The 21,108-nt window shown below is 66.1% G+C and carries 13 protein-coding genes and 3 tRNA genes; 10 read left to right on the top strand and 6 right to left on the bottom strand.

All coding sequences use genetic code 11. The annotated features are described in order from the left end of the window. Positions 1–80: 80 nt before the first annotated feature. From AB4Y98_RS17395 to ychF, 4 genes are all read left to right on the top strand, one after another. Entirely contained in the window at positions 81–698 is a 618-nt protein-coding gene (locus tag AB4Y98_RS17395) for a 50S ribosomal protein L25/general stress protein Ctc (protein ID WP_100463166.1), read from the top strand. A gap of 50 nt (positions 699–748) precedes the next feature. Continuing rightward, positions 749–1,327, top strand: a complete 579-nt coding sequence (pth, locus tag AB4Y98_RS17390; protein ID WP_176021684.1) for an aminoacyl-tRNA hydrolase — start codon at positions 749–751, stop codon at positions 1,325–1,327. Positions 1,328–1,368: 41 nt separating this feature from the next. After that, complete coding sequence (locus AB4Y98_RS17385) at positions 1,369–1,950, top strand: DMP19 family protein (RefSeq protein WP_442244796.1); 582 nt, start codon at positions 1,369–1,371, stop codon at positions 1,948–1,950. 98 nt (positions 1,951–2,048) lie between these two features. Further along, entirely contained in the window at positions 2,049–3,140 is a 1,092-nt protein-coding gene (gene ychF / locus AB4Y98_RS17380) for a redox-regulated ATPase YchF (protein WP_089238969.1), read from the top strand. Positions 3,141–3,680: 540 nt separating this feature from the next. Here the strand turns inward: ychF and AB4Y98_RS17375 are convergent. The 6 genes from AB4Y98_RS17375 to AB4Y98_RS17350 form a co-directional block, all read right to left on the bottom strand. Beyond that, entirely contained in the window at positions 3,681–6,965 is a 3,285-nt protein-coding gene (locus AB4Y98_RS17375; RefSeq protein WP_442244795.1) for an autotransporter outer membrane beta-barrel domain-containing protein, read from the bottom strand. Between the two features lie 262 nt (positions 6,966–7,227). After that, positions 7,228–7,869: a response regulator transcription factor gene (locus AB4Y98_RS17370; protein WP_336024943.1), complete on the bottom strand. Its 642-nt coding sequence runs from the start codon at positions 7,867–7,869 to the stop codon at positions 7,228–7,230. Then, positions 7,866–11,069 carry an ATP-binding protein gene (locus AB4Y98_RS17365; RefSeq protein ID WP_442244794.1) on the bottom strand — a complete coding sequence of 1,068 codons (3,204 nt, stop codon included), beginning with the start codon at positions 11,067–11,069 and terminating at the stop codon, positions 7,866–7,868. The genes AB4Y98_RS17370 and AB4Y98_RS17365 overlap by 4 nt, the downstream gene beginning before the upstream one ends. Before the next feature lie 126 nt (positions 11,070–11,195). Then, complete coding sequence (locus tag AB4Y98_RS17360; protein WP_394195893.1) at positions 11,196–12,413, bottom strand: EAL domain-containing response regulator; 1,218 nt, start codon at positions 12,411–12,413, stop codon at positions 11,196–11,198. Beyond that, positions 12,410–15,175 (bottom strand): response regulator, encoded by a 2,766-nt coding sequence (locus AB4Y98_RS17355; protein ID WP_279208910.1) that lies wholly within the window; start codon positions 15,173–15,175, stop codon positions 12,410–12,412. The genes AB4Y98_RS17360 and AB4Y98_RS17355 overlap by 4 nt, the downstream gene beginning before the upstream one ends. Positions 15,176–15,352: 177 nt before the next feature. Next, positions 15,353–18,091, bottom strand: coding sequence for a TonB-dependent receptor plug domain-containing protein (locus AB4Y98_RS17350; protein ID WP_442244793.1), 2,739 nt, complete (start codon positions 18,089–18,091; stop codon positions 15,353–15,355). A gap of 170 nt (positions 18,092–18,261) precedes the next feature. Between AB4Y98_RS17350 and AB4Y98_RS17345 the strand changes: the two genes are divergently transcribed. From AB4Y98_RS17345 to AB4Y98_RS17320, 6 genes are all read left to right on the top strand, one after another. Beyond that, positions 18,262–19,281 (top strand): cyanophycinase, encoded by a 1,020-nt coding sequence (locus AB4Y98_RS17345; RefSeq protein ID WP_442244792.1) that lies wholly within the window; start codon positions 18,262–18,264, stop codon positions 19,279–19,281. A 110-nt stretch (positions 19,282–19,391) separates the two neighbouring features. Beyond that, positions 19,392–20,402, top strand: a complete 1,011-nt coding sequence (locus tag AB4Y98_RS17340) for an isoaspartyl peptidase/L-asparaginase family protein (protein WP_312106324.1) — start codon at positions 19,392–19,394, stop codon at positions 20,400–20,402. 142 nt (positions 20,403–20,544) lie between these two features. Beyond that, positions 20,545–20,630, top strand: a tRNA-Tyr gene (locus tag AB4Y98_RS17335). A gap of 26 nt (positions 20,631–20,656) precedes the next feature. Further along, a tRNA-Gly gene (locus tag AB4Y98_RS17330) sits at positions 20,657–20,730 on the top strand. Between the two features lie 48 nt (positions 20,731–20,778). Further along, positions 20,779–20,854: transfer RNA gene (locus AB4Y98_RS17325), tRNA-Thr, on the top strand. Positions 20,855–20,893: 39 nt separating this feature from the next. Further along, positions 20,894–21,108: GTP-binding protein (locus tag AB4Y98_RS17320; RefSeq protein ID WP_253247733.1), on the top strand; the 215-nt coding region annotated here is incomplete at its 3' end.

Below are 21,108 nucleotides of genomic sequence, written 5' to 3'. Positions count from 1 at the left end.
GGACACACTGGGCACTTCTGGTCGCGGAAGTGCCTTCAACCGCCAAGCCGCAAGGCAAGGCAACAACCGAGTAGTCGAAAATGTCGAAGACCCATGAAATCAAGGTCACCAAGCGTGAACTGCAGCGTAAGGGTGCGAGCCGCCGCCTGCGTACCGCTGGTGTGATCCCGGCAATCGTGTACGGCGGCAACGCCGAACCGGTCGCCATCAGCCTGGACCACAACGAAATCTGGCTGGCCCAGCAGAACGAGTGGTTCTATGCCTCGATCCTGGACCTGAACCTGGACGGCCAGGTGCAGAAGGTGCTGCTGCGTGACATGCAGCGCCATCCGTTCAAGCAGCTGATCATGCACCTGGACTTCCTGCGCGTGAACGAGAACGAGAAGCTGACCGCTTCGGTTCCGCTGCACTTCATCAACGAAGACACCTCGCCGGCTGGCAAGGCTGCCGACGTCGTGGTCACCCACGAACTGAAGGAAGTGGCCATCAGCTGCCTGCCGAAGGACCTGCCGGAGTCGATCGAAGTCGACCTGGGCGAGCTGAAGGCTGGCGACGTGGTGTACCTGTCGGACATCAAGCTGCCGAAGGGCGTGGAAATCCCGGCGTTGGCGCTGGGCAAGGACCACGACGACGCCATCGTCACTGCCAAGCACGGCAAGCAGGACGCTGCCGACGCTGAAGAAGCAGCGGCCGAGTAATACCCCGCGGCGCCTGTCCTTCGGGGCAGGCGCCGTATCTGGATGGAACGATGGCAGGATTGCGACTGATCGTCGGTCTGGGCAACCCCGGATCGGAGCACGCCCGGACCCGGCACAATGCCGGGTTTCATTTCGTTGAGGCCCTGGCTGAAAAGGCCGGTGCGCGATGGAACGTGGACAGCAAGTTGTTTGGCGAGACCGCCAAGGTCGACATTGCCGGACAGACCGTGTGGCTGCTCAAGCCGGCCACCTTCATGAACCTCAGCGGCAAGTCGGTCACCGCCGCGCAGCGGTTCTGGAAGATCGAGCCGGAGGAAACCCTGCTGGCCCACGACGAACTGGATCTGGCGCCCGGCGTGGCGCGCTTGAAGTTTGACGGTGGACACGGTGGCCAGAACGGCCTGCGTGACACCATCCGGTTGCTCGGCCACGGCAAGTTCCATCGCCTGCGCGTGGGCATCGGCCATCCCGGCCACAAGGATCGCGTGGTGGGTTGGGTGCTGGGACGTCCCTCCAAGGACGATGAAGTACTGATCTCGCGCGCCATCGACGATGCGATCGACGTGCTGCCGTTGGCGGTGCAGGGCGATTTCAGCGAAGCGATGAAGCGGCTGCACACCCCGCGCTGATCATGACCGACCCGCGTACTCCCTGCACCGTGTGTGGCGCCATGATCCTGCTGGCGACGGCGGCCCGGAACGATGGGCTCTGCATGCCGTGCGGGAATGGCACGAGGCAAAGCATGGAAATGGCGCGGGAACGAGATCGGGAAATTCGTGAAGAGCGCAAGCGCTTCGAGGAGTCTGCAGAGGGGCGGTATTGGCATTGGTTGATCGAGCAGGTCCACGGTGGCGGGTGTGGATTTGCGGGATTGTCGGTGCACGATCAACGTTACTTTGCGATCAACGCGCTCATCAGTGATGTCTATCGGGGAGGGCTTGACGCCTATTTCCACAATTCTGCTGGCGGCTACATCGCTGAAGCCCTTGCAGGGCTTGAGGAGATAGAGCAGCTTGACGTGCGCGACATCGTGCTGGCGGCCCAGAGGCTGCTGTTTAGCAATGAGGCCATGGAAGATCATCATGCGCAGAGACGCCTGCAGATCTATCGTGCTGACGGATGTCTCGGCGATGAAGTCGAAACAGCACTTGATGCGCTGGATGGGCGATTCTATGCACTAGTTGATGACGGCCAGCTTGAAGAACTGCTGAAAGCGTACGCAGAACGTCACAGGTTGTACGCCGCGTTCTAACGCGGGCCACTGGAAGGACGATTGGGGATTGAGGGCATGCCCACAGGCGAGCCTTGAATCCCGAATCATCCACTTACACTCAAACCCGGATTCAACACATGGGTATCAAATGCGGCATCGTCGGCCTGCCCAACGTCGGCAAGTCGACCCTGTTCAACGCGCTGACCAAGGCGGGCATCGCCGCGGCGAACTTCCCGTTCTGCACCATCGAGCCCAACGTCGGCATCGTGCCGGTGCCGGATCCGCGCCTGAACGAGCTGGCGGCGATCATCAACCCGCAGAAGGTCATCCCGACCGCGGTGGAGTTCGTCGACATCGCCGGCCTGGTGGCCGGTGCGGCCAGTGGCGAAGGCCTGGGCAACAAGTTCCTGGCCCACATCCGCGAAGTGGATGCGATCACCCATGTGGTGCGCTGCTTCGAGAACGCTGACGTCATCCACGTCAACAACAAGGTCGACCCGATCTCGGACATCGACACCATCGATACCGAGCTGGCCCTGGCCGACCTGGACAGCGTCGAGAAGGCACTGAACCGCGCCGAGCGTGCGGCCAAGGGCGGCGACAAGGACGCAGCGGCACGCAAGCCGGTGCTGGCCAAGCTGCAGGCCGCGCTGGCTGACGGCAAGGCCGGCCGTTCGGCGGGCCTGGACGAGGAAGAGAAGGCGCTGGTGCGCGATCTGTTCCTGCTGACCCTGAAGCCGGTGATGTACATCGCCAACGTGCTGGAAGACGGTTTCGAGAACAATCCGCACCTGGACGCCGTGCGAGCCCGTGCCGCCGAAGAAGGCGCGCAGGTGGTGCCGGTGTCGGCGGCGATCGAAGAAGAGCTGTCGCAGCTGGACGACGAAGACCGCGATACCTTCCTGGCCGACCTCGGCCTGAGCGAGCCGGGCCTGAACCGCGTGATCAACGCGGCTTACAGCCTGCTCGGCCTGCAGACCTACTTCACCGCTGGCGTGAAGGAAGTCCGCGCGTGGACGGTGCGCAAGGGCGCCACTGCGCCGCAGGCTGCTGCGGTCATCCACACCGACTTCGAGAAGGGCTTCATCCGCGCCGAAACCATCGCGTATGACGACTTCATCAAGTACAAGGGCGAAGCCGGTGCGAAGGAAGCCGGTCGCCTGCGCCTGGAGGGCAAGGAATACCGCGTGCAGGAAGGTGACATCCTGCATTTCCGCTTCAACGTCTGATCGACGACGCAGCGCAGTGATTGTCCACAGGACCCCGCAATGCGGGGTCTTGTTGTATCGGACGCCTGCCAGAACGGGCACACGACGTGGCATTGCACGTTTCCGCTGCGGAAGCGCCAGCCCACTGCTGCGGGTGGCAGTGGACAGAAATTCACCACGCGTTGAAACGCTTGGCCTGCATGGCTCGCGGCTACTTGTCCACATCAAACCCCCACGGCTTTCCACGTGGCGTGTGGAAAACCGATGAGGCCGCTGGACAAAAAACAGCCACGCCTTGAAACGCTTGCGGCGTAATGCTCAAGGCGGGTTGTCCACATCAAGTTCGCATCGCTTTCCACCTGTCGTGTGGAAAACACACACCTGCCTGCATTCTGGGTAGGCTGGACAAAAAATGACCAGGGCTGAAAACGCTTGTCGTGCGTGGCTCATGGCCACTTGTCCACATCCAACCCCCATCGATTTCCACGCGTGGTGTGGAAAACAACAAGGGGCCCGACGACGCATCGCCGGACCCCTCGCTGGGATCACCCGTCGCAGCGCTTACCAGCGGTAAGAGACGCCCAGCTGGCCGCTGGTATCGCGGAAGCCCATGCCACCGGTCTGGTGGCTGATCTCACCCCAGCCGCGCCAGCCGCCCGACAGATTCACCTGCACGCCGGCCTTGGCTTCGTAGATGTCACGCGGCAACTGCCGGCGCAGGCGTTCTCCGTCCACGGCGATGGTCGCGTCGTTGCCACCGGACCACCAGTTCACCGCGACGAACGGCTGTACCTGCCCCTGGCGCTGCGTCAGCGAGCGCGTGTACAGGCGCAGTCCCACACGCGTGGTGGTGCTGTCCTTGTCGCGTCCTTCAACCACCGTGCCGTTGGCCTCGACCACGCGGTCGGCGTCGTAGCGGCTGTGGATCACCTGCAGCTGTGGCTCCAGGTAGACACCGCGCTGGGCCGTGCGCTGCACGGGCAGCACATAGCCTGCCTCGGCCGAACCGGTCCAGCTGTGCGAACGATAGTGCTCCTTCTGCAGCCCTTCGCCCTGCACGCTGTTGCGGAAACGCCCGTACTGCAGCCAGCCGTCCACATACGCACCGTGCTCCATCCGCGCGTCCTGCAACCAGGTCGTATACAGGCCCAGGCTGGTGCCGTTGACCACACCGTGCGCGGTGTAACCGGTCACCTGCGAGCGACTGTCATTGCGTGCCCGGCCCTGGCCAGCCATCACACCTGCCTGCAGCTGGCCGCCGGCATTGGCTTCGAAGCGACGACCGACGCCCAGCAGTACGCTGTTGAGTTCGCTGTCCACATCCACCTGGTGGCCGCGGCTGCCGGGCGCGCTGCCGCGCACCTGTGCCCATGCAATGGCGTCGCTGCCACCGTCGGTCGCACCGGCAGGATCACCGCTGCGGTCGTACAGGCTGTGCCGGAACATGCCCAGCGCACTGCTCTGGTTGGCCATGTACACCGCCGGCTCCGGTCGCTCCACGCGCGGCGGGGTCGGCGGAAGCGGCGGATCGACCGGCGGGACCACCGGCGGATCGACCGGCGGGACCACTGGCGGATCGATCGGCGGATCGATCGGCGGAGTCGGCGGATCAATCGGCGGATCAATCGGTGGCTCCGGCGGGTCGGGTGGTTCCGGCGGATCGACCGGCGGTACGTATTCCGAGCGCAGGTACCAGTTGCCGTCGTTCGGCGTGGAGACGCCACCCTTGTACAGGAAGTAGTCGTAAGCGCCGGCCACCGCGCGTCCCTGCAGCGAGAACTGCGCATCGGACTGGCCGCCCACGCTGATCAGGCGGATGCCTTCGCTGGTCAGGGCGCCTGCGCCCCCTGCGTTGCGCACGCTGACGGAGGCGGTGCCACTGCTGTTGCCCTGGATCACCAACTGGTCACCCAGCGAGGCATCGTCGCCCAGCGCGCGGTTGAACAGCCAGTGGCCATCGTTGCCGACATAGTCCCCGGTGACGGTCAGGGTCTTGAAGTCGTCGGTGGCGGGGGCGACGAAGGCGATGGTGCCGGCATGGTCCAGCGAGCCGACGCTGGAACTGGAACGCACGTTCCATTGGCTGCTGCCGTCCATCGCCAGCTGCGCGACCTGGTAGCCCGAATCGTTGCGCAGCGCGCCGTTGAACACGGTGCCGTTGCGCAGCGTCATCTGCACGTTGGCGGTGGCGCTGTCGACCACGACATCGCCGGTCAGGCGGCTGTTGTCGGCAGTGAACAGAATGTCTGCGGTGGCGACCGAGCTTCCGTCGGTGAACACCGTGTCGCTCACCCGCAGCAGGCGGCCACCGTCGAGGTTGCCCTGCTGGCGCGCGATGACATCGGTGTTGTTGAGCGTCAGCTCGTGGTTGCTGCCCTGCAGCCACAGCGCGGGGCCGTCCTGGGTCTGCAGGGAGCTGTTGTTGAACACCAGACGGTCCCAGTACGGCCCGAACACGGTGATGTAGGAGCGATAGGCACCCGAATTCGTGCCCTGCGCATGGATGCTCAAGTTGTCGGCGGTGAGCTTGGCCGTGTTCATCTGCACGATGCCGAACGAGGATGCACCCAGTGTGGTTATCGAGCCTCCGTCCAGCTGCGCATCGGCCGTGCTGCCGCCAAGGAAGACGCCGCCACCGCCGGTGCCATGGGTGGTGATGTCCAGGTTCTTGGCGCGGATGCGCGAGTAGGGCGTCGGCGGATTGCTGCCCGAGGCACGCAGGCCGTAGACACCATCGCCGTGGGTATCGATGCTGCCGCCGGTGATCGTGGCAGTACCACCCCAGACGTCCACGCCATGGCCGTAGCCGTTGTCGCCATAGGTGCTGAGCGTGGTATCGGTGAGGTCGGCCAGCGAGTCCGCGCCGGACAACCAGATGCCGGAATAGCCGTCGCGCACGGTGAAGTGGGCACCGTTGGTGGTCAGCTTGGCCCAGCTGTTGACGTTGACGCCGTAGCCGCCGACGGTCTCGAAACGGCCGCCGGTGATATCGGCGGTGGAGTACACGCGGTTGCCCCTGTTGCCGAGCAGGCGGATGCTGCTGCCGCTGCTGCTGGCACTGCCGCCCACGATCTGCAGCGTGCCACCGTTGTCGATGTCGAAGTAGCCGTTGACCACGTCCACGTCGCGCAGCGACAGCACGCTGCCGCTGCCGCCGGAGGACAGACGGCCGCTGTAGCCGCTGCTGGCTTCGTCGAAGGTCATCTTCAGCGATTCCAGCGACAGCAGCGCGCCACCCTCGGCGTACACTGCGCTGTTGGCACCGTTGTTGATCTCCGTACCGGTCACGTGCAGTTCGCTGCCACGCCCAGTGGAGTACAGAGCGTGCCCGCCGCTGCTGACACGGCCACCGTTCAACCACACCTTGCCGCCACCGGTGGCATTGACCGTCCCGTAGCCGGAGCCATTGCGGAAGGCATTGATGACCAGGTTGTTGGCGCGGATCACGCTGCCCGCACCGCTGGCGTTCAGCGCATAGCCGACGGTGGTGCTGCCGCTGCCGCTGCCGACCTGCAGGATGCCGCCCTCGAGCAGGACGCTGCCACCGGCGCTGGCAAGGATGCCGCTGCCTCCTCCGGTGCTCGAGATCCAGCTGCCGTTGACCGTAATGCTGCTGCCGACACCATTGGCCTCCAGCGCGTAGCCGCCTGCACTGTGCTGCAGGGTGTCGTCGGCCCCCAGCTGCAGGCTGCCACCATCGGTAACCTTCAACGGCCCCTGCAGTTCGGCCGCATGCACGGGCAGGGCGGCCCACAAGGCGCTGGCCAGCAGGCTGGGAATCAGGGGAAGGCGCGCCACGCGCGCGCAGGCGGGCGCACGGCGGCGCCGTGGGGGAGAGGCGTTCATGCTGTTGGATTCCTGTGGCAGGGCGCAGCGCGGCTGCGCGATCTGACGCGGCAGGGCCGCGTCGCTGTGGAAACCGCGTGCGATGGCCGCTGCAGGCGCCATCCGGTTTCCCTCCCGCCGGTAACGCGATGACGATGGGACGTCGTCACCGTGGCGGGATGCATCCAGACTAGAAATCAGCCCTGTCCTATGGAATCAGGCGTTTCCTAAAGCACTTCGTGCCCGGCGCATGGGCCGGGCACGGTTCAGCGTTGTGGACGCCTCAGGCGAACAACGAGGCCTGCAGGCAGTACTCGATCAGCGCTTGGTCGCTGTCCACGCCCAGTTTGCGCATCGCGCTGATCTTCTGGGTACTGACCGTCTTCGCGCTGCGCTGCAGTTGGCGGGCGATGTCGCCCACGCTCATGCCGCCGGTGAACAGGCGGATCACTTCCAGTTCCCGTGGGGAAAGGCGCGCCAGCACCACCGCGGCATCGGCCGGTTCCGCCGCGGCAACCGGCATCAGTCCGGGCGGGCGATAGATGCGGTCGGCCAGCACCGTGCGCAGCGCCTGCACCAGGCTGCCCAGGCCGTGGCTCTTGAGCACCACGCCGCCCGCGCCAGCGGCATACATGGCTGCCACCAGCGAAGGGTTGGAGACCATCGTCAATACCAGTACATGCGTGTCCGGGAAGCTGCGGCGCAGGAATGAGATCAGCTTGATGCCATCGCCGAAGCTGTCACCACCGGGCATGCTGTAATCGGTGATCACCGCGTGGGGCCGGGTGCTCGTCATCAGCTCGATCAGGGTCGCCGGATCGGCGGCCTCGCCGACCACGTCCAGGTCCAGTTCGCCGGCCAGGACATCGCGGATGCCGGCAAGCACGATCGGGTGGTCGTCAGCGATGAGGATGCGGGTGGTCATGGCAGTGTCGGGTTGCGGGAAGGTGAGGGGGCGGCGATGTGCGTCAATGGTTCCAGCAGCCGCTGCAGGCGCCGTTGGAAGTGGTCGAGCGCCCCGGCCAGTGCAGGCAGCGTGTCGCCGTCACCGATCTGTTGTTCGATCTTCTGGCCGTGTGCCACCAGTGCCGGTGCGCCGACGATCACCAGTGCGCCGCGGATGCGGTGCAGCACCTGTGCCACGCGTTCGGGCGAGGCATCGCCGATCGCCCGCTGCAGGCTGTCCAGGTCGGCCTGCATGGTCTGCACGAACAACGCCTGCATCTTTTCCGGAACCTGCAGCGGAGCATCGGCATCGTCGTCGCTGGGTTCGCTGTGCGGCCCGGCTGCAACCTGGGTCAGCAGGCGCTGCAGTGCTGCCAGGGTGATCGGCTTGACCAGCACCCCCTGCATCCCTGCCTCGTGGCAGCGTTGCCGTTCGGCCGGGTCGGCGTTGGCGGTTGCGCCATGGATCGGTACGCCAACTCCACGCGCGCGCAATGCACGGGCCAGACCGTAACCGTCCAGTCCCGGCATGTTGAGGTCGGTCAACACCAAGGCAAAAGGACGCTGCGGCCAATAGCGCAGGGCCTCATTGCCGTCGCTGGCGACCACAGCGTGGCAGCCGAGCTGCTCCAGCTGGTCACGCAGGATCGCCTGGTTGATCGGGTTGTCTTCGGCGACCAGTACCTGCAGCCCACCGAACCTGCGTGTCGCGGGCAGACGCCCGTTGACCTCGGCGGGCAGTGCCCGCCCTGCCGCAGCCGCCAGCGCCATCACGATCGCATCCAGGCGATGCACGCCGACCTGCCAATGTCCCTGCACCTGTTGCGGCTGCATTCCGCCTTCGCGGCAGGCCACCACCTGCGGTCCACTCCACGCAGGCACACCCTCGTCCAGCACAAGGTCGAGCATCACCGTGCCAGGGTCGGCAAGCGCCGGCGCATCGTCGCGGTGCACGCTGGCCTGTGCGCCACGCTGCTGCAGCCGATCGCATATCGATTGTGCAAGCTCGCGAACGCTGCCGCGAACCTGCACCGGTAGCCCTGCCGGCAACTGCGGTGAGGCCGCCTGCAGCGGATCGGGTACTGCCTCAGGCAGCGGCAGTTCGACCGAGAAACTGCTGCCCAGGCCGCTTTCGCTGACCACCCGCAGGTGGCCGTCCATCATCGCGGTCAGGTGCGCACAGATCGCCAGGCCCAGTCCGGTGCCACGCATGGCATCGGTGCCCGGGTTGGCCTGGAAGAACGGTTCGAACAGATGTGCCTGGTGCTCGCTGGCGATGCCGATGCCGGTATCGGCCACCTGCCAGCGCAGCCAGCAGCGATCATCGACGTGCTGTGCACCCAGGCGTACCACGACCCGACCGCTGTCGGTGAACTTCAGCGCATTGCTGATCAGGTTGTTGAGGATCTGGCGGATGCGCGCGGCATCACCGTTGACCGCAGCCGGCACGTCCGGGTCGATGCAGGCGTAGAACTGAAGGCCCTTGTGTGCGGCGGCAGCGGCGTAGGAGTCCAGTGCGTCTTCGGTCAACCGCACCGGATCGAACGCGCCGGGTTCCAGGCTCAGCTGGTCGGCCTCGGCCTTGCTGACATCCAGAATGTCGCTGATCAGCTGCATCAATGTCGATGACGAGCGCTGGATCGTGTCCAGGTAGTCCTGCTGGCGCGCATCCAGCGGGGTCAGGCCAAGCAGTTCCAGCGTGCCGAGCACACCGTACAGCGGGGTGCGTATCTCATGGCTCATGGTGGCCAGGAACTGGCTCTTGGCGCGGTTGGCCTGGTCGGCCGCACGCCGTGCCTGCTGCTGCACCTGCTCGGCCTCGTGCTGGCTGCTGAGGTCGATGAACAGGCACAGCACAGCGGGTTCGCCGCGATAGCGCGCGGGCGTGGCGGTGATCAGCAGGTGGCGGTTGTCCGGCGTGGTGTAGGCCAGGCCGTCGCCCGTGGCGGTGCCGCCGGCGGCGAGCACGCTGCGTCGCCAGGGCCCGTGCCAGCCACCCTCGTCGTGGTCTTCCCCCAACCACTGACGCGCCAGCGCGTTGTCCAGCAGCACGCGGCCATCGGTGCGACGCAGCAGGCACAATCCGATCGGTGCGTTGTCGAGGATGGTACGGCTGAAGGCTTCGCTTTCCAGCAACCGCGCATGGTTGCGGCGCAGTGGTTCGATCACCGAACGCCGGTAGGCACGCAGGATCAGCACGCCACCGGTGGCCAGCAGCAGTGCCACCACCATGCTGCCCAGCAGGGGCCCGCGCGGGTGCTGGAACACCTGTTGCCAGCCCACGTGATACACCGCCAGCCAGCCGTGTTCGCTGCGCATGCGGAACAGCAGGCCGTCCAGTCCCGCGCGCCAGGACGTAGCGGCGCGGCTGGCATCGCTGGCATCACCGAGCAGCAGGCGGCCGTTGCCATCGAACAGTGACATCCGTTCGAACACCGGCGTACCCATCACCTGGCGGTAGTCATCGACGCGGCCGGGATCCAGCAGGCAGGCCACGGCGGCCAGTGACTCGTCCTCGTTCTCGCCCCACAGGCGGGCATCCTGCGGTGCGTGCGCGATGGCAAGCAGCCGGGTCTGGCCTTCGCGCCAGGCCACCGGTGTCCAGACCACGCTGCCGCGGCGCAGCGCTGGACGTTCGCGCAGGACCTGGTGGATGGCGGCCAGTGCCGGATGCAGGTGATGCGGGCTGCTTTGGCCCGGATCACCACGCGTTGTCTGGATCGGCGCAAGCAGGCCACGGCGGCCCTGGCCATCGACCAGCAGGCATTGCGGAGGCGGAAACCGGGAGGCCGACCAGAAGGCGCCATAGAAACGCAGGAAGCGGTCGCCCAGTTCGTCCGCTGCCTGTGCCGAAGCGCCGCTGTCGGCACCGATCCGGGCGAAACTGGCGAACAAGGGGCTGGGCGGCGCACGCGAGGCAGATTCGTCCACTGGCTGCCCGCGACTGCCCACGTCATGCAGGCGCCATTGCCGCAGGAAGCGGTCCTGTTCCTGCAGCGTTCCGTCCAGGCGACGGAAGTGATAGCGGATCTTGCTCTGTTCTTCGTTGAACAGCTGGCTGCCGGTGGACAGCAGCAGGCCGGCCTGCAGGGTTGCCAGCACCACCACGCCAATCAGCAGGGCATGTACGCGCAGGGAGCGGCGGGCGAGTCGGCGTACGGGAGCGGCCTCGGCCGGCATGGGCAGGTCTCGGAGCAGTAGGCGGTCGATGGCGGCCCGAAGGGCCCGGGGCACGGCCGGTACCGCCGCGCAGAGAGGATCGTCAATGACTCTTGATGGGATTGTGAAGCCTTTCAGCCTCGCCTGTCAGCGCGATGTTGCCCGGTTGCTGCCGGTGGCGGCATAGGGAACATCTTCATCCAGCAGACGAGTGAAGTCGTCCGAGGGCAGCGCCTGCGAAATAAGGAAGCCTTGTACCTGGCTGCAGCCGAGCTGGCGCAGCGCGGCCAGATCGGCATCGCTCTCCACGCCTTCGGCAACGATGGTCAGGCCGAGCTGGTTGGCCAGCGCGATCACGGTGGTCAAGGTCAGGTGCAGGGCGGGATCACGCGCGCAGCCGCTGACCAGCGCACGATCGATCTTGACCTCGGTGAAGGGGGTGTTGACCAGATTGTGCACCGAGCTCAGGCCTTGGCCAAAGTCGTCCTGGGCCAGGCCGAACCCCTTCATCCGCAACCGGCAGGCGCCTGCATAGAAGTCGCTGACGTGGCGGGTGGTGCTGTTCTCCATCAGCTCGAAGCACAGATCAGCCGGATTGCCACCCGCGGCCAGGGTCAGTGCCAGCAGTTCATCCGGAAGATCGGACTGCTCCAGCAGGTGCGGCGGCAGGTTGATCGATACCGGTACGCGGAATCCCTGGGAGCGCCAGCGCGCCTGCGCCTGGATGCTGGCCGCGAGCATCACGCGCAGCAGTTCGCCCTCAAGCCCATGACGGCACAGCGCCGGCAGGAAGCTTCCAGGCGCCAGTGTTCCGAGCTGCGGATGGCGCCAGCGCACCAGTGCTTCGGCGGCAACCACGCGCCCGGACTGCAACGACTTCTTCGGCTGGAACCAGGCGGTCAGGCTGCCGTCGGCAAGTGCCTGCCGCAGCTGCACCGCGTCCGGCTCGGGAGTCAGTGCAGCCGGGCTGGTGCGCACGGCTGGCCGGGTCTGCGCCAGTGCATCGAGCAGCGCATCCACATCGCTGGCGGCGACCGGCTTGGCCAACAGCCCGACCACGTCCAGGCCCAGTGATTCAGCCATCAACCGTGCCGAACTCATCATCCGCCGCGAGGCTGCGCTGACCACGGCAAGCCGCGGCGGACGCGGCTGCGCGGCCAGTGCCTGGATGAACTGGATGCCATCCTGGCCGGGCATCAACAGATCGCTCACCACCAGGTCATAGGCCTGGCAGGCACACAGGGCGATAGCCGCATCGACGTCTTCGCAGGCGTCGACCTGCACGCCGGCGCGCGCGCTGAACAGATTGACGAGATAGCCGCGTTGGAACGGCTGGTCTTCCAGGATCAGGACACGGCGGGTCATGCAGGATCTCCTTGGCGAACGGCGGAAAGCGCCTGACGCAGGCGTGCGATGTCGATGGGTTTGCTCAGATAGCCCTGCATGCCACTGGCCAGGCAGCGCTCGCGCTCCTCGGCGGTAGCGTTGGCGGTGGCGCCGATCACCGGCAGCAGAACGCCTTCCGCCCGCAGCCGGCGCGCCAGGGTGTGGCCGTCCATGCGCGGCATGTTGATGTCGGTGACCACCAGGTCGAAGTCATGGGCCTGGCACAGCTGCAACGCCTCGACACCATCCTGCGCAAGCTCCACCTCGCAGCCCAGGGCCTGCAGCTGTTCGGCCAGGATCACCCGGTTGATGGGATTGTCTTCCACGGCCAGCACCCGCAGTCCCAGCGGGCCTGGCTGCACATCGCGCGCTGCGGTCGGCAGCGTTGCGCATTGGCGCTGCTGGCGTGCCACCGCCAAGGCGATCGAGGACATGCCATGCAGGGTGACCAGCAGCGCGCCATCGGCGGCAGGTGCCGGTTGGTCGCCACCATCGATCGAGGCCAACACCCGCGGTCCCTGCCAGGCCAACGGCTGTTCTGCCTCGCCATCCATCAGGATCGCGCCGGCGTGGTCGAGCAGGGCAGGATCGCCCTGCAGCGGCTGCGCATTGGCACCCCAGCGGCGCAGCCAGCCACAGGCACTGTCGACCAGCTCGCGATCGCGGCCGCGCACGTACACCGGCGGTTCGGCCAGCAACGCGGGGCCATCCTCGGTCGCGGCCAGCACCGGCAAGGGCAGGCGCACGGTGAAACTGCTGCCCAGTCCCGGCTCGCTGACCACGCGCAGTTCGCCACTCATCAAGCGCACCAGGCGGTCGCTGATCGACAGGCCCAGCCCGGTGCCCTGCGCACTGGCAGCGCCACGGACCTGACGGAAGGGCTCGAACAGGCGTGCCTGTTCCTCGGTGGCAATGCCCACGCCGGTATCGGTGACCTGCCAGGCCAGCACGCTCGACTCGCCTTCGCGCTGCACCAGTCGTACGCGCAGCACCACCCGGCCATGCTCGGTGAACTTGATGGCATTGCTGAGCAGGTTGCCGAGCACCTGGCGGATCCGGTCGGCATCACCGAGCACCCGTGTCGGCAACCGGGGATCGGTGCAGACCAGTACCTGCAGGCCCTTGCGCGTCGCCGCAGCGGCGAAGCTTCGCAGCACGCTCTCGGTCAGCTCGCGCGGCGAGAACGATGCCGGCTCCAGGCTCAGCTGGCCCGATTCGATCTTGGACACGTCCAGCACGTCGCTGATCAGTTGCAACAGCACCGACGAGGAACTCTCGATGGTGCGCAGGTACTGCGACTGGCGCGCATCCAAGGGCGTGCGCCCGAGCAGCTCCAGCGTGCCAAGCACCCCGTACAGCGGCGTGCGGATCTCATGGCTCATGGTCGCCAGGAACGCGCTCTTGGCCTGGTTGGCGGCGTCGGCCGCCTGCCGCGCCGAGGACAGCGCCGCCTGCGCCTGGCGATGGCGTGAGATGTCATGGAACACGCACAGCAGCACGTCGTCATCCTGGTAACGGCAGGCCGCATGCAGTACCTGCAGCTGGCGACCGTCGCGTGCGGTGAACTCCAGCCCGCGACCGCGTTCGCCGGCGTGCCCGCGCCACGGTGCCTGCCAATCGCTGTCCGTCCCTTCCTCGCCCAGCCAGTCGCGCAGCAGCTGGTTGGACAGCAGCAGCTGGCGGTCGCTGCGGCGCAGGACACAGATGCCGACCGGCGCCAGGTCGATCACCGTGGAACTGAAATCCAGGCTTTCCAGCAGGCGCCGGTGCTGCAGCAGGGCCGGCTGGATCAACTGGCGGTCGACGCGATGCCGCAGCAGGCGCAGCGCGATGCCCGCCAGCAGCAGCAACGCACTGCTGATCAGCAGCGAGGTCGCCATGTCGCCGAGCAGCAGGCGTGGAGGCAGGTGATAGACCAGCCGCCAGCCGTCATTGCCTACCCCCTTCACCAAGGCCACGCCGCGTGGCAGGCCTGTGCTCCAGAGCACGCCGAAACTGTCGTCCTGGCGCTGCTGCAGTGCTTTCCAGCCTGCGCTGTCCAGGCGCGGAGCCAGGCTCGATAGGGCGGGCTGCCCGTCGCGGTCCAGCAGGGCGTAGCCGCCGATGCCTTGGCCATCGATCATGTCCGAGGCGGCCGCACTGTCCAGCAGCAGCATCAACCACTGGCCCGGCTGCGGTCCGGCCTGTACCGGTTGTGCCAAGGCGACCCCGGCGTCGCCCGCGCGCAGCCAGTACACCGGATCGGTACCGGCAGGCGTGCCGCTGCGCTGCTGCAGTACGTGCAGCGTGGGCAGGCCGGCGATGTCCACGTCGGCCTGGCCGCCGGCCAGCCAATGCGTTCCCTGCGCGTCGACCAGCAGCAGATGGGTCTGCAGGGTCTGCAGCGTGTGTTCTGCGCGCGGCGACAGCAGCAGGCGCTGGCCCGGCTTTCCGCCCGGCCCGTCCAACGGCAGCTGGCGTACGCCCTCGCTGGACGGCGCCGACGGATCACCCACCACCACCGAATCGCCCAGATAGCGCAGCAGGGCCTCACGCTGGTCGAAGTAGATCTGCGCCCTGTACGCGGCGGCATTCATGTCGCGGCGGTGGCTGGAGATATCTTCGGTCAACGCGGTCAGCAGGTAGAAGCCGGTGGCGGCAGCCAGGCACAGGAACACGCACACCGTCAGCCAGCGCAGCAGCACCGAGGCGGTGGTCGGCGGTGCGACCAGGGGCAGGGAAGGGCGAGGGAATCGGAACATGCACCGATCCTAGGGAGGACGGTCACCCGCCCGGAATCAGCCATGTCCTAAAAAGCGGCGCGCCCGCCGTGGAGGCCGCCGCCGGCGGGGAACCGTTCAGGCTGGGGCAGCGGCAGGCGGTCAAAAAAAGACCCCCGCCGAAGCGGGGGTCTGTGGCGAGCCACCAGCAGGGCGTCCTTACAGCGCGCTGCCGCCGAACTTGTGGGTGTACTGCAGGTTGATGGTACGGCCGACGCTGTCGAACCAGGACACGTCGTAGTACGGGTACGCCGTATAGGTCTTGTCCTTCGGCGGCATCTTGTTGAACACATTGACCACCGACAGCGACAACCGCGAGTGATCGTCGAAGCGGTACTGCAGCGAAGCGTTGTAGCGGTAGGTCGCCTTGATCCACGGGCTGTCGCCGCTTTCCTCGTCGAACACCTGGTCGTAGCTGTCCGAGGTCGGCAGCTTGCCCAGGCGCGAGCCGTACACGGTGGCCGACCAGGCGTCCTTTTCCCAGGTCACGCTGACGCTGGTCTTGGTGCGGGGAATATCGAAGCCGCTGTTGATCGCGAACTGGTCTTCGGTCACATCGCCGGCATAGCGCTGGAAGTCATGCTTCTTCACCCAGGTGTGGGTGCCATTGAAGATGAAGTCGCCGATGCCGGTCTGCAGGCGGTAGCGCAGGCCGACGTCGATGCCAGAGGTGGACTCGCGCGCCACGTTGATCGGATTGACGTGCACACCGTACAGACGGCCGTCGGCGGTGCGGGTGATGCGGGCCAGGGCATCCACGCAGGTCGGCGAGCCGATGTCGGCTCTGCCCAGCCGGCAGTTCGCTTCGTTGGCCAGGATCGTACGCACGTCCATGTCCTGCACCTGGTCGCGCATGTCGATGTTGAACCAGTCGGCCGACAGATCCAGGCCGGTGGCCGGCGACCACACGAAGCCCGCGCTCCAGGAGGTGCTGGTTTCCGGTTCCAGCTCGCGGTTGCCACTGCGGCTGCGGATCACGTTGCGCTCGTAATCGGCGCAATCATCGGCGGCGTCGGCGCGGCAGTTGTACAGATCTTCCGCGCTGGTCTCGTCGTTGCCCGGGCCGGCGAACACATAGTGCAGATCCGGCGCACGGAACGCGGTGCCGTACGAGCCGCGCACCAGCAGCGTGTCGATCGGGCGCCATTCCAGGCCGCCGCTCCAGGTCGCCTTGCCGATGGTGTGGCCCGAATAGCGATACTGGTCGTAACGGCCGGCCACGCTCAGGTTGACCGTCTCATGCAGCGGCATGCGCAGCTCGGCGGCAGTCGCCCAGCGGTTGCGCGAGCCCTTGCCGTCCGAATCCTTCCAGCTGTAGTAGTAATAGCCGGTCGCCAGCGGGTCCGGGTTGAGCGCGTAGGCCTGCTGGCCCACTTCCACCGTCGCGGCAAAGCCGGCATCGCCACCGGGCAGGGTGAACAGCGACCCATTGGTCAAGGTCAACGCAGCCGTCTCGGTGCGCGACTTCGGCGTATAGGTGGTGCGTGCGGCGATCGAATCGTACTCGGCACGGGTCAGCGGCCGGTACAGGCGCGACGGATCTGCGTTGTAGATCGGGAAGCCGTCCTCGTCCTCGCCCAGCTGCGGGCCCAGGAACAGGTCGTTGGCCTTGGATGCGATGATCTGCGCCCAGCTGATCCGCGACTGGTACTGCGAATGGCTCAGTGCTGCTTCGTAGTCCCAGTTGCCGGTCAGGTTGCCCTTGAAGCCGGTGGTCACGCTGAAGGTCTTCTGCGTGCTGCGCACCATCGCATTGTCCAGCCCGCCCATTTCCTCGGGCGAGAACTGGCGCTGCCAGAACTCGATCTCGCCGGTGGCTTCATTTTTGAAGTAACCCGACTCATCGCCGTCGGCGGCCATGCGGCCCCACTTGGTGACATCGCGCATCAGCGACATCGTGTGGTAGCCCAGCTGCACGTCGGCGAACCACTGCTGGCCGTTGTCGAAGTCGTAGCTGAGCGAGGCATAGCCGTTGGCGCCGCGGCGCTTGCTGAGGATGGTGCCGTAGGCGATCGAGCTGTCGCTGCCGCAGTAGTAGCCGTAGCGCGGACGGAACGCGCGGTAGGTGCTGCCCTGGTTCTGCCCGGTCAACGCCTCGCAGGTCGCCGCGCCCGGGTCCAGGTAGTCATCGTTGTAGTCGGTGCGCAGGTAGGAACGACGGGCGATGCGCGCGCCTTCGGTCGGGCCGTCCTGCGTCGAGTCCTGGATGTCGCGGTCGTAGGCCCACAGCGGCGTCTGCGACTGCAGTTCGACGCTGTACACCGCGTTGAAGTTGCCGCTGCTGAAGCCGCTGGCCAGGCTCATGTCGAACGATTCACCACCGCCTTCGGTGGTGGTGCCCATGCGCATGTCGATGGTGGTGCCATCGGCCTTCTTCTTCAGGATGAAATTGACCACGCCGGCAATCGCATCCGAGCCGTAGATGGCCGACGCACTGCCGGTCAGCACTTCAATGCGGTCGATCATGCCCAGCGGAATGTTGGACACATCGGTGAAGTTGCTGCGGCCCTTGAACGGCATCGGGAAGTCGGCGATGCGGCGGCCGTTGACCAGCACCAGCGTGTGGTTCGGGCCCAGCCCACGCAGGTCGACCTGCTGCGCGCCCGGCGAGAAGTCGGCACCCCCCGAGGACTGCTGGCTCTGCGTCTCACCGCCGTTCTGGGTCATCGCGCGCAGCACGTCCGGCACAGTGGTGAAGCCGCTGGAGCGGATCTGCTCTGCGTTGATGACGGTGATCGGCGCCGGTCCTTCCACCTGGGCGCGCGGGATGCGCGAGCCGGTCACCTGCACCGCATCCAGCTGTTGTACCGAAGAGGAAGCGGGAGTCTGTGCCGCCGCCGAAGCAGCAACGCCCATCAACGCCAGCTGGATCGACCACGCCATCGCCTGTCTACGCATGAGAAATTCTCGGAAGTAATGCCGGCCCACAGAGGAGGGGCCCTGTCCCCCATTCACATTTCAGCAATGGGCGCGCGCATTTAACGCCTTTTTTATGTCCTTGACTACTGGGGATATGTCTGGCAAAGAGTGAAAACGGTTGCAGGTCGTTTTTGTTCAGGGAGATCAAGATGCGACGCCTTCGCTACGGGCTGCGTGCCCCGCTCATCGCCCTGCTGCTGTCGGCGTTCTGCTGGTCATCGCCGGCGGCGGCACAGGAACTGATGGACCCGGGCTTCGCCTACTACGAAGTGGGCGATCTGGATGCGCCGCGGCCCGGGCCGCGAGCCCCCGCGATGATGCTGATGGGTGGCGGCGAATGGGTGCCGGAAGCCTTCCAGTGGTGGCTGCGCCAGGCCGGCAATGGCCGTGTGCTGATCCTGCGCGCCTCCGGCACGGATGAGTTGCAGGACCGTCTGTACCGGGAGATTGGTGGCGCCACCGCCGTGCAGACCCTGGTGTTCGACAACCGCCGCGGCGCCGATGACCCGGCCGTACTGCGGGTCGTGGCTGCGGCCGATGCGATCTTCATCGCCGGCGGCGATCAGTCCCGCTACATCAGCTTCTGGAAGGGCACCGCACTCAATCGCGCACTGAATGCGCACGTGCGCGCCGGCAAGCCGATTGCCGGCACCAGCGCCGGGCTGGCCATCCTCGGCGGCTACGCCTATGGCGCGCTGGACGGCGGCAGCATCGATTCGGCCAGCGCCATGGCCGATCCGATGGGCGAGGCCGTCACCCTGGATCGCGGCTTCCTGCAGTTGCCCTATCTGCAGCGGGTGGTCACCGACACCCACTTCGACAAGCGCGACCGTCTCGGTCGCCTGATCGTGTTCGTGGCCCGCGCGGCGCATGACAGTGGTGACCCGGACATGGTCGGTATCGGCGTCGACGAAGACACGGCCCTGTGCGTGGAGCCTGATGGCCAGGCCCAGGTCTACAGTGCCGACGGCGAAGGCAAGGTCTGGGTGGTCAGCCCCGGACGCGATGCCGATCGGTTGGTGGAAGGTGAACCCCTGCGCTTCCATGCAGTGCCGGTGACTGTGGTTGCCAGCGGTAGTCGCATGCGCCTGGATGACCTGCAGGCCGACGCGGCCTACGAGGCCTTGGCTGACATCAACGACGGCGAGATTGAGGTCGTCCGCCGGTAGTGCCGGCCGCTGGCCGGCCCCCCTGGATGCATCATTGGCAAGGCGTTGCCGGCCAGCGGCCGGCACTACCAGCACAGCCCATTCCCTGAACTACCCTGGAGACGTACCCGATGAAACTGCGCCTGGCGTTGTCCGCGCTGTTGTCCCTGCCACTGCTGGCCCAGGCCGCACCCGCTGCATCACCGCTGCTGGTCATCCACGGCGGTGCCGGCGTGGAGCGCAAGGATCTCTCTCCGGCGGAAGAGCAGGCCGCGCGCGCTGCGCTGAAGGCGGCATTGCTGAAGGGCCATGCCGAACTTGCAGCCGGGCGTCCGGCATTGGCGGCGGTCACCGCGGCCATCACCGTGCTCGAGGACGATCCGACCTTCAACGCGGGCAAGGGCGCGGTGTTCACCCACGAAGGCCGCAATGAACTGGACGCCGCGGTGATGGACGGTGCCACCCAGGCAGCCGGCGCAGTGGCCGGCGTGCAGCGCGTGCGCAACCCGATCCTCCTCGCGCAGACGGTGATGCAGAAGTCCAGGCACGTGATGATGGTGGGGCAGGGCGCCGAAGCTTTCGCCAACGAACAGGGCGTGACCCTGGTCGACCCCTCCTACTTCCGCACCGACAAGCGTTGGCAGCAGCTGCAGCGTGCATTGAAGGAAGAAGCGAGTGGGCAGGCGCATGCCGACCTGGAAACCGCCAAGCACTTCGGCACGGTCGGTGCGGTGGCCCTGGATGCGCAGGGGCATCTTGCTGCGGGCACTTCCACCGGCGGCATGACCAACAAGCGCTATGGACGTGTCGGCGATTCGCCGATCATCGGTGCCGGCACCTGGGCCGATGCGCGTTGTGCGGTATCGGGTACCGGTTGGGGCGAGTACTACATCCGTACCGCGGCAGCCCATGAGATCTGCGCGCGCATGCGCTACCTCGGTCAGTCGCCGGAACAGGCGGGCAAGGGCGTGATCAACGACGCGATTCCGCAGATGGGCGGCGACGGCGGGGCGATCGTGCTCTCTGCAGATGGAAAAGCGGCAGCGCCGTTCAACACCCAGGGCATGTATCGAGGCTGGATCGGGGCCGATGGCGTCGCCCATGTGGCCATCTTTGCCGACGAGCCAATCGCGCTGCCTTGAGCAGACCCTTGCGTATCAAGGGGTTTGCGACGCGCGTGAAAAAAAGTGAAAAAAAGCGTTGACAGACCCCCGCTTCATCTCCAGAATTGCGGGCTCACCACCACACACCGCAACGCTTCGGCGGCACGGAATGGGGTGGTAAGGAGGGATACCCAAGCGGCCAACGGGGGCAGACTGTAAATCTGCTGGCTTACGCCTTCGGTGGTTCGAATCCACCTCCCTCCACCAGCTTCATGTTGTGGCACATTCCCGGTGCGGGAGTAGTTCAATGGTAGAACCTCAGCCTTCCAAGCTGATGGTGCGGGTTCGATTCCCGTCTCCCGCTCCATTGAATGAACTTTGAATATTATCGAGTTCATGCCATAATGCAAAACTCGCTCACATAGCTCAGTCGGTAGAGCACTTCCTTGGTAAGGAAGAGGTCGAAGGTTCGATTCCTTTTGTGAGCACCATCTTCAGCACCACACCAGACGAATTCGAGATAAGCAGCCATGGCCAAGGGTAAGTTCGAGCGCACCAAGCCGCACGTCAACGTCGGCACCATCGGTCACGTCGACCACGGCAAGACCACGCTGACCGCCGCACTGACCAAGATCGGTGCCGAGCGCTTCGGTGGCGAGTTCAAGGATTACTCCGCGATCGACGCCGCGCCGGAAGAAAAGGCACGTGGCATCACGATCTCGACCGCGCACGTCGAATACGAATC

Origin of the sequence: Stenotrophomonas sp. 2YAF26 (assembly GCF_052114625.1) — a bacterium.
GTDB classification, from domain to species: Bacteria; Pseudomonadota; Gammaproteobacteria; order Xanthomonadales; family Xanthomonadaceae; genus Stenotrophomonas; species Stenotrophomonas indicatrix.
Note: the sequence above shows the minus strand (reverse complement) of the source record. Positions and strands in the feature narration are given on the sequence as shown.

Bases quoted from the DNA above. Each gene is read 5' to 3' on its own strand.
- pth (WP_176021684.1), top strand. From the start codon at position 749: ATGGCAGGATTGCGACTGATCGTCGGTCTGGGCAACCCCGGATCGGAG.
- AB4Y98_RS17340 (WP_312106324.1), top strand. From the start codon at position 19,392: ATGAAACTGCGCCTGGCGTTGTCCGCGCTGTTGTCCCTGCCACTGCTG.
- AB4Y98_RS17375 (WP_442244795.1), bottom strand. From the start codon at position 6,965: ATGAACGCCTCTCCCCCACGGCGCCGCCGTGCGCCCGCCTGCGCGCGC.
- AB4Y98_RS17370 (WP_336024943.1), bottom strand. From the start codon at position 7,869: ATGACCACCCGCATCCTCATCGCTGACGACCACCCGATCGTGCTTGCC.
- AB4Y98_RS17365 (WP_442244794.1), bottom strand. From the start codon at position 11,069: ATGCCGGCCGAGGCCGCTCCCGTACGCCGACTCGCCCGCCGCTCCCTG.
- AB4Y98_RS17350 (WP_442244793.1), bottom strand. From the start codon at position 18,091: ATGCGTAGACAGGCGATGGCGTGGTCGATCCAGCTGGCGTTGATGGGC.
- AB4Y98_RS17360 (WP_394195893.1), bottom strand. From the start codon at position 12,413: ATGACCCGCCGTGTCCTGATCCTGGAAGACCAGCCGTTCCAACGCGGC.
- AB4Y98_RS17385 (WP_442244796.1), top strand. From the start codon at position 1,369: ATGATCCTGCTGGCGACGGCGGCCCGGAACGATGGGCTCTGCATGCCG.
- AB4Y98_RS17395 (WP_100463166.1), top strand. From the start codon at position 81: ATGTCGAAGACCCATGAAATCAAGGTCACCAAGCGTGAACTGCAGCGT.
- ychF (WP_089238969.1), top strand. From the start codon at position 2,049: ATGGGTATCAAATGCGGCATCGTCGGCCTGCCCAACGTCGGCAAGTCG.
- AB4Y98_RS17355 (WP_279208910.1), bottom strand. From the start codon at position 15,175: ATGTTCCGATTCCCTCGCCCTTCCCTGCCCCTGGTCGCACCGCCGACC.
- AB4Y98_RS17345 (WP_442244792.1), top strand. From the start codon at position 18,262: ATGCGACGCCTTCGCTACGGGCTGCGTGCCCCGCTCATCGCCCTGCTG.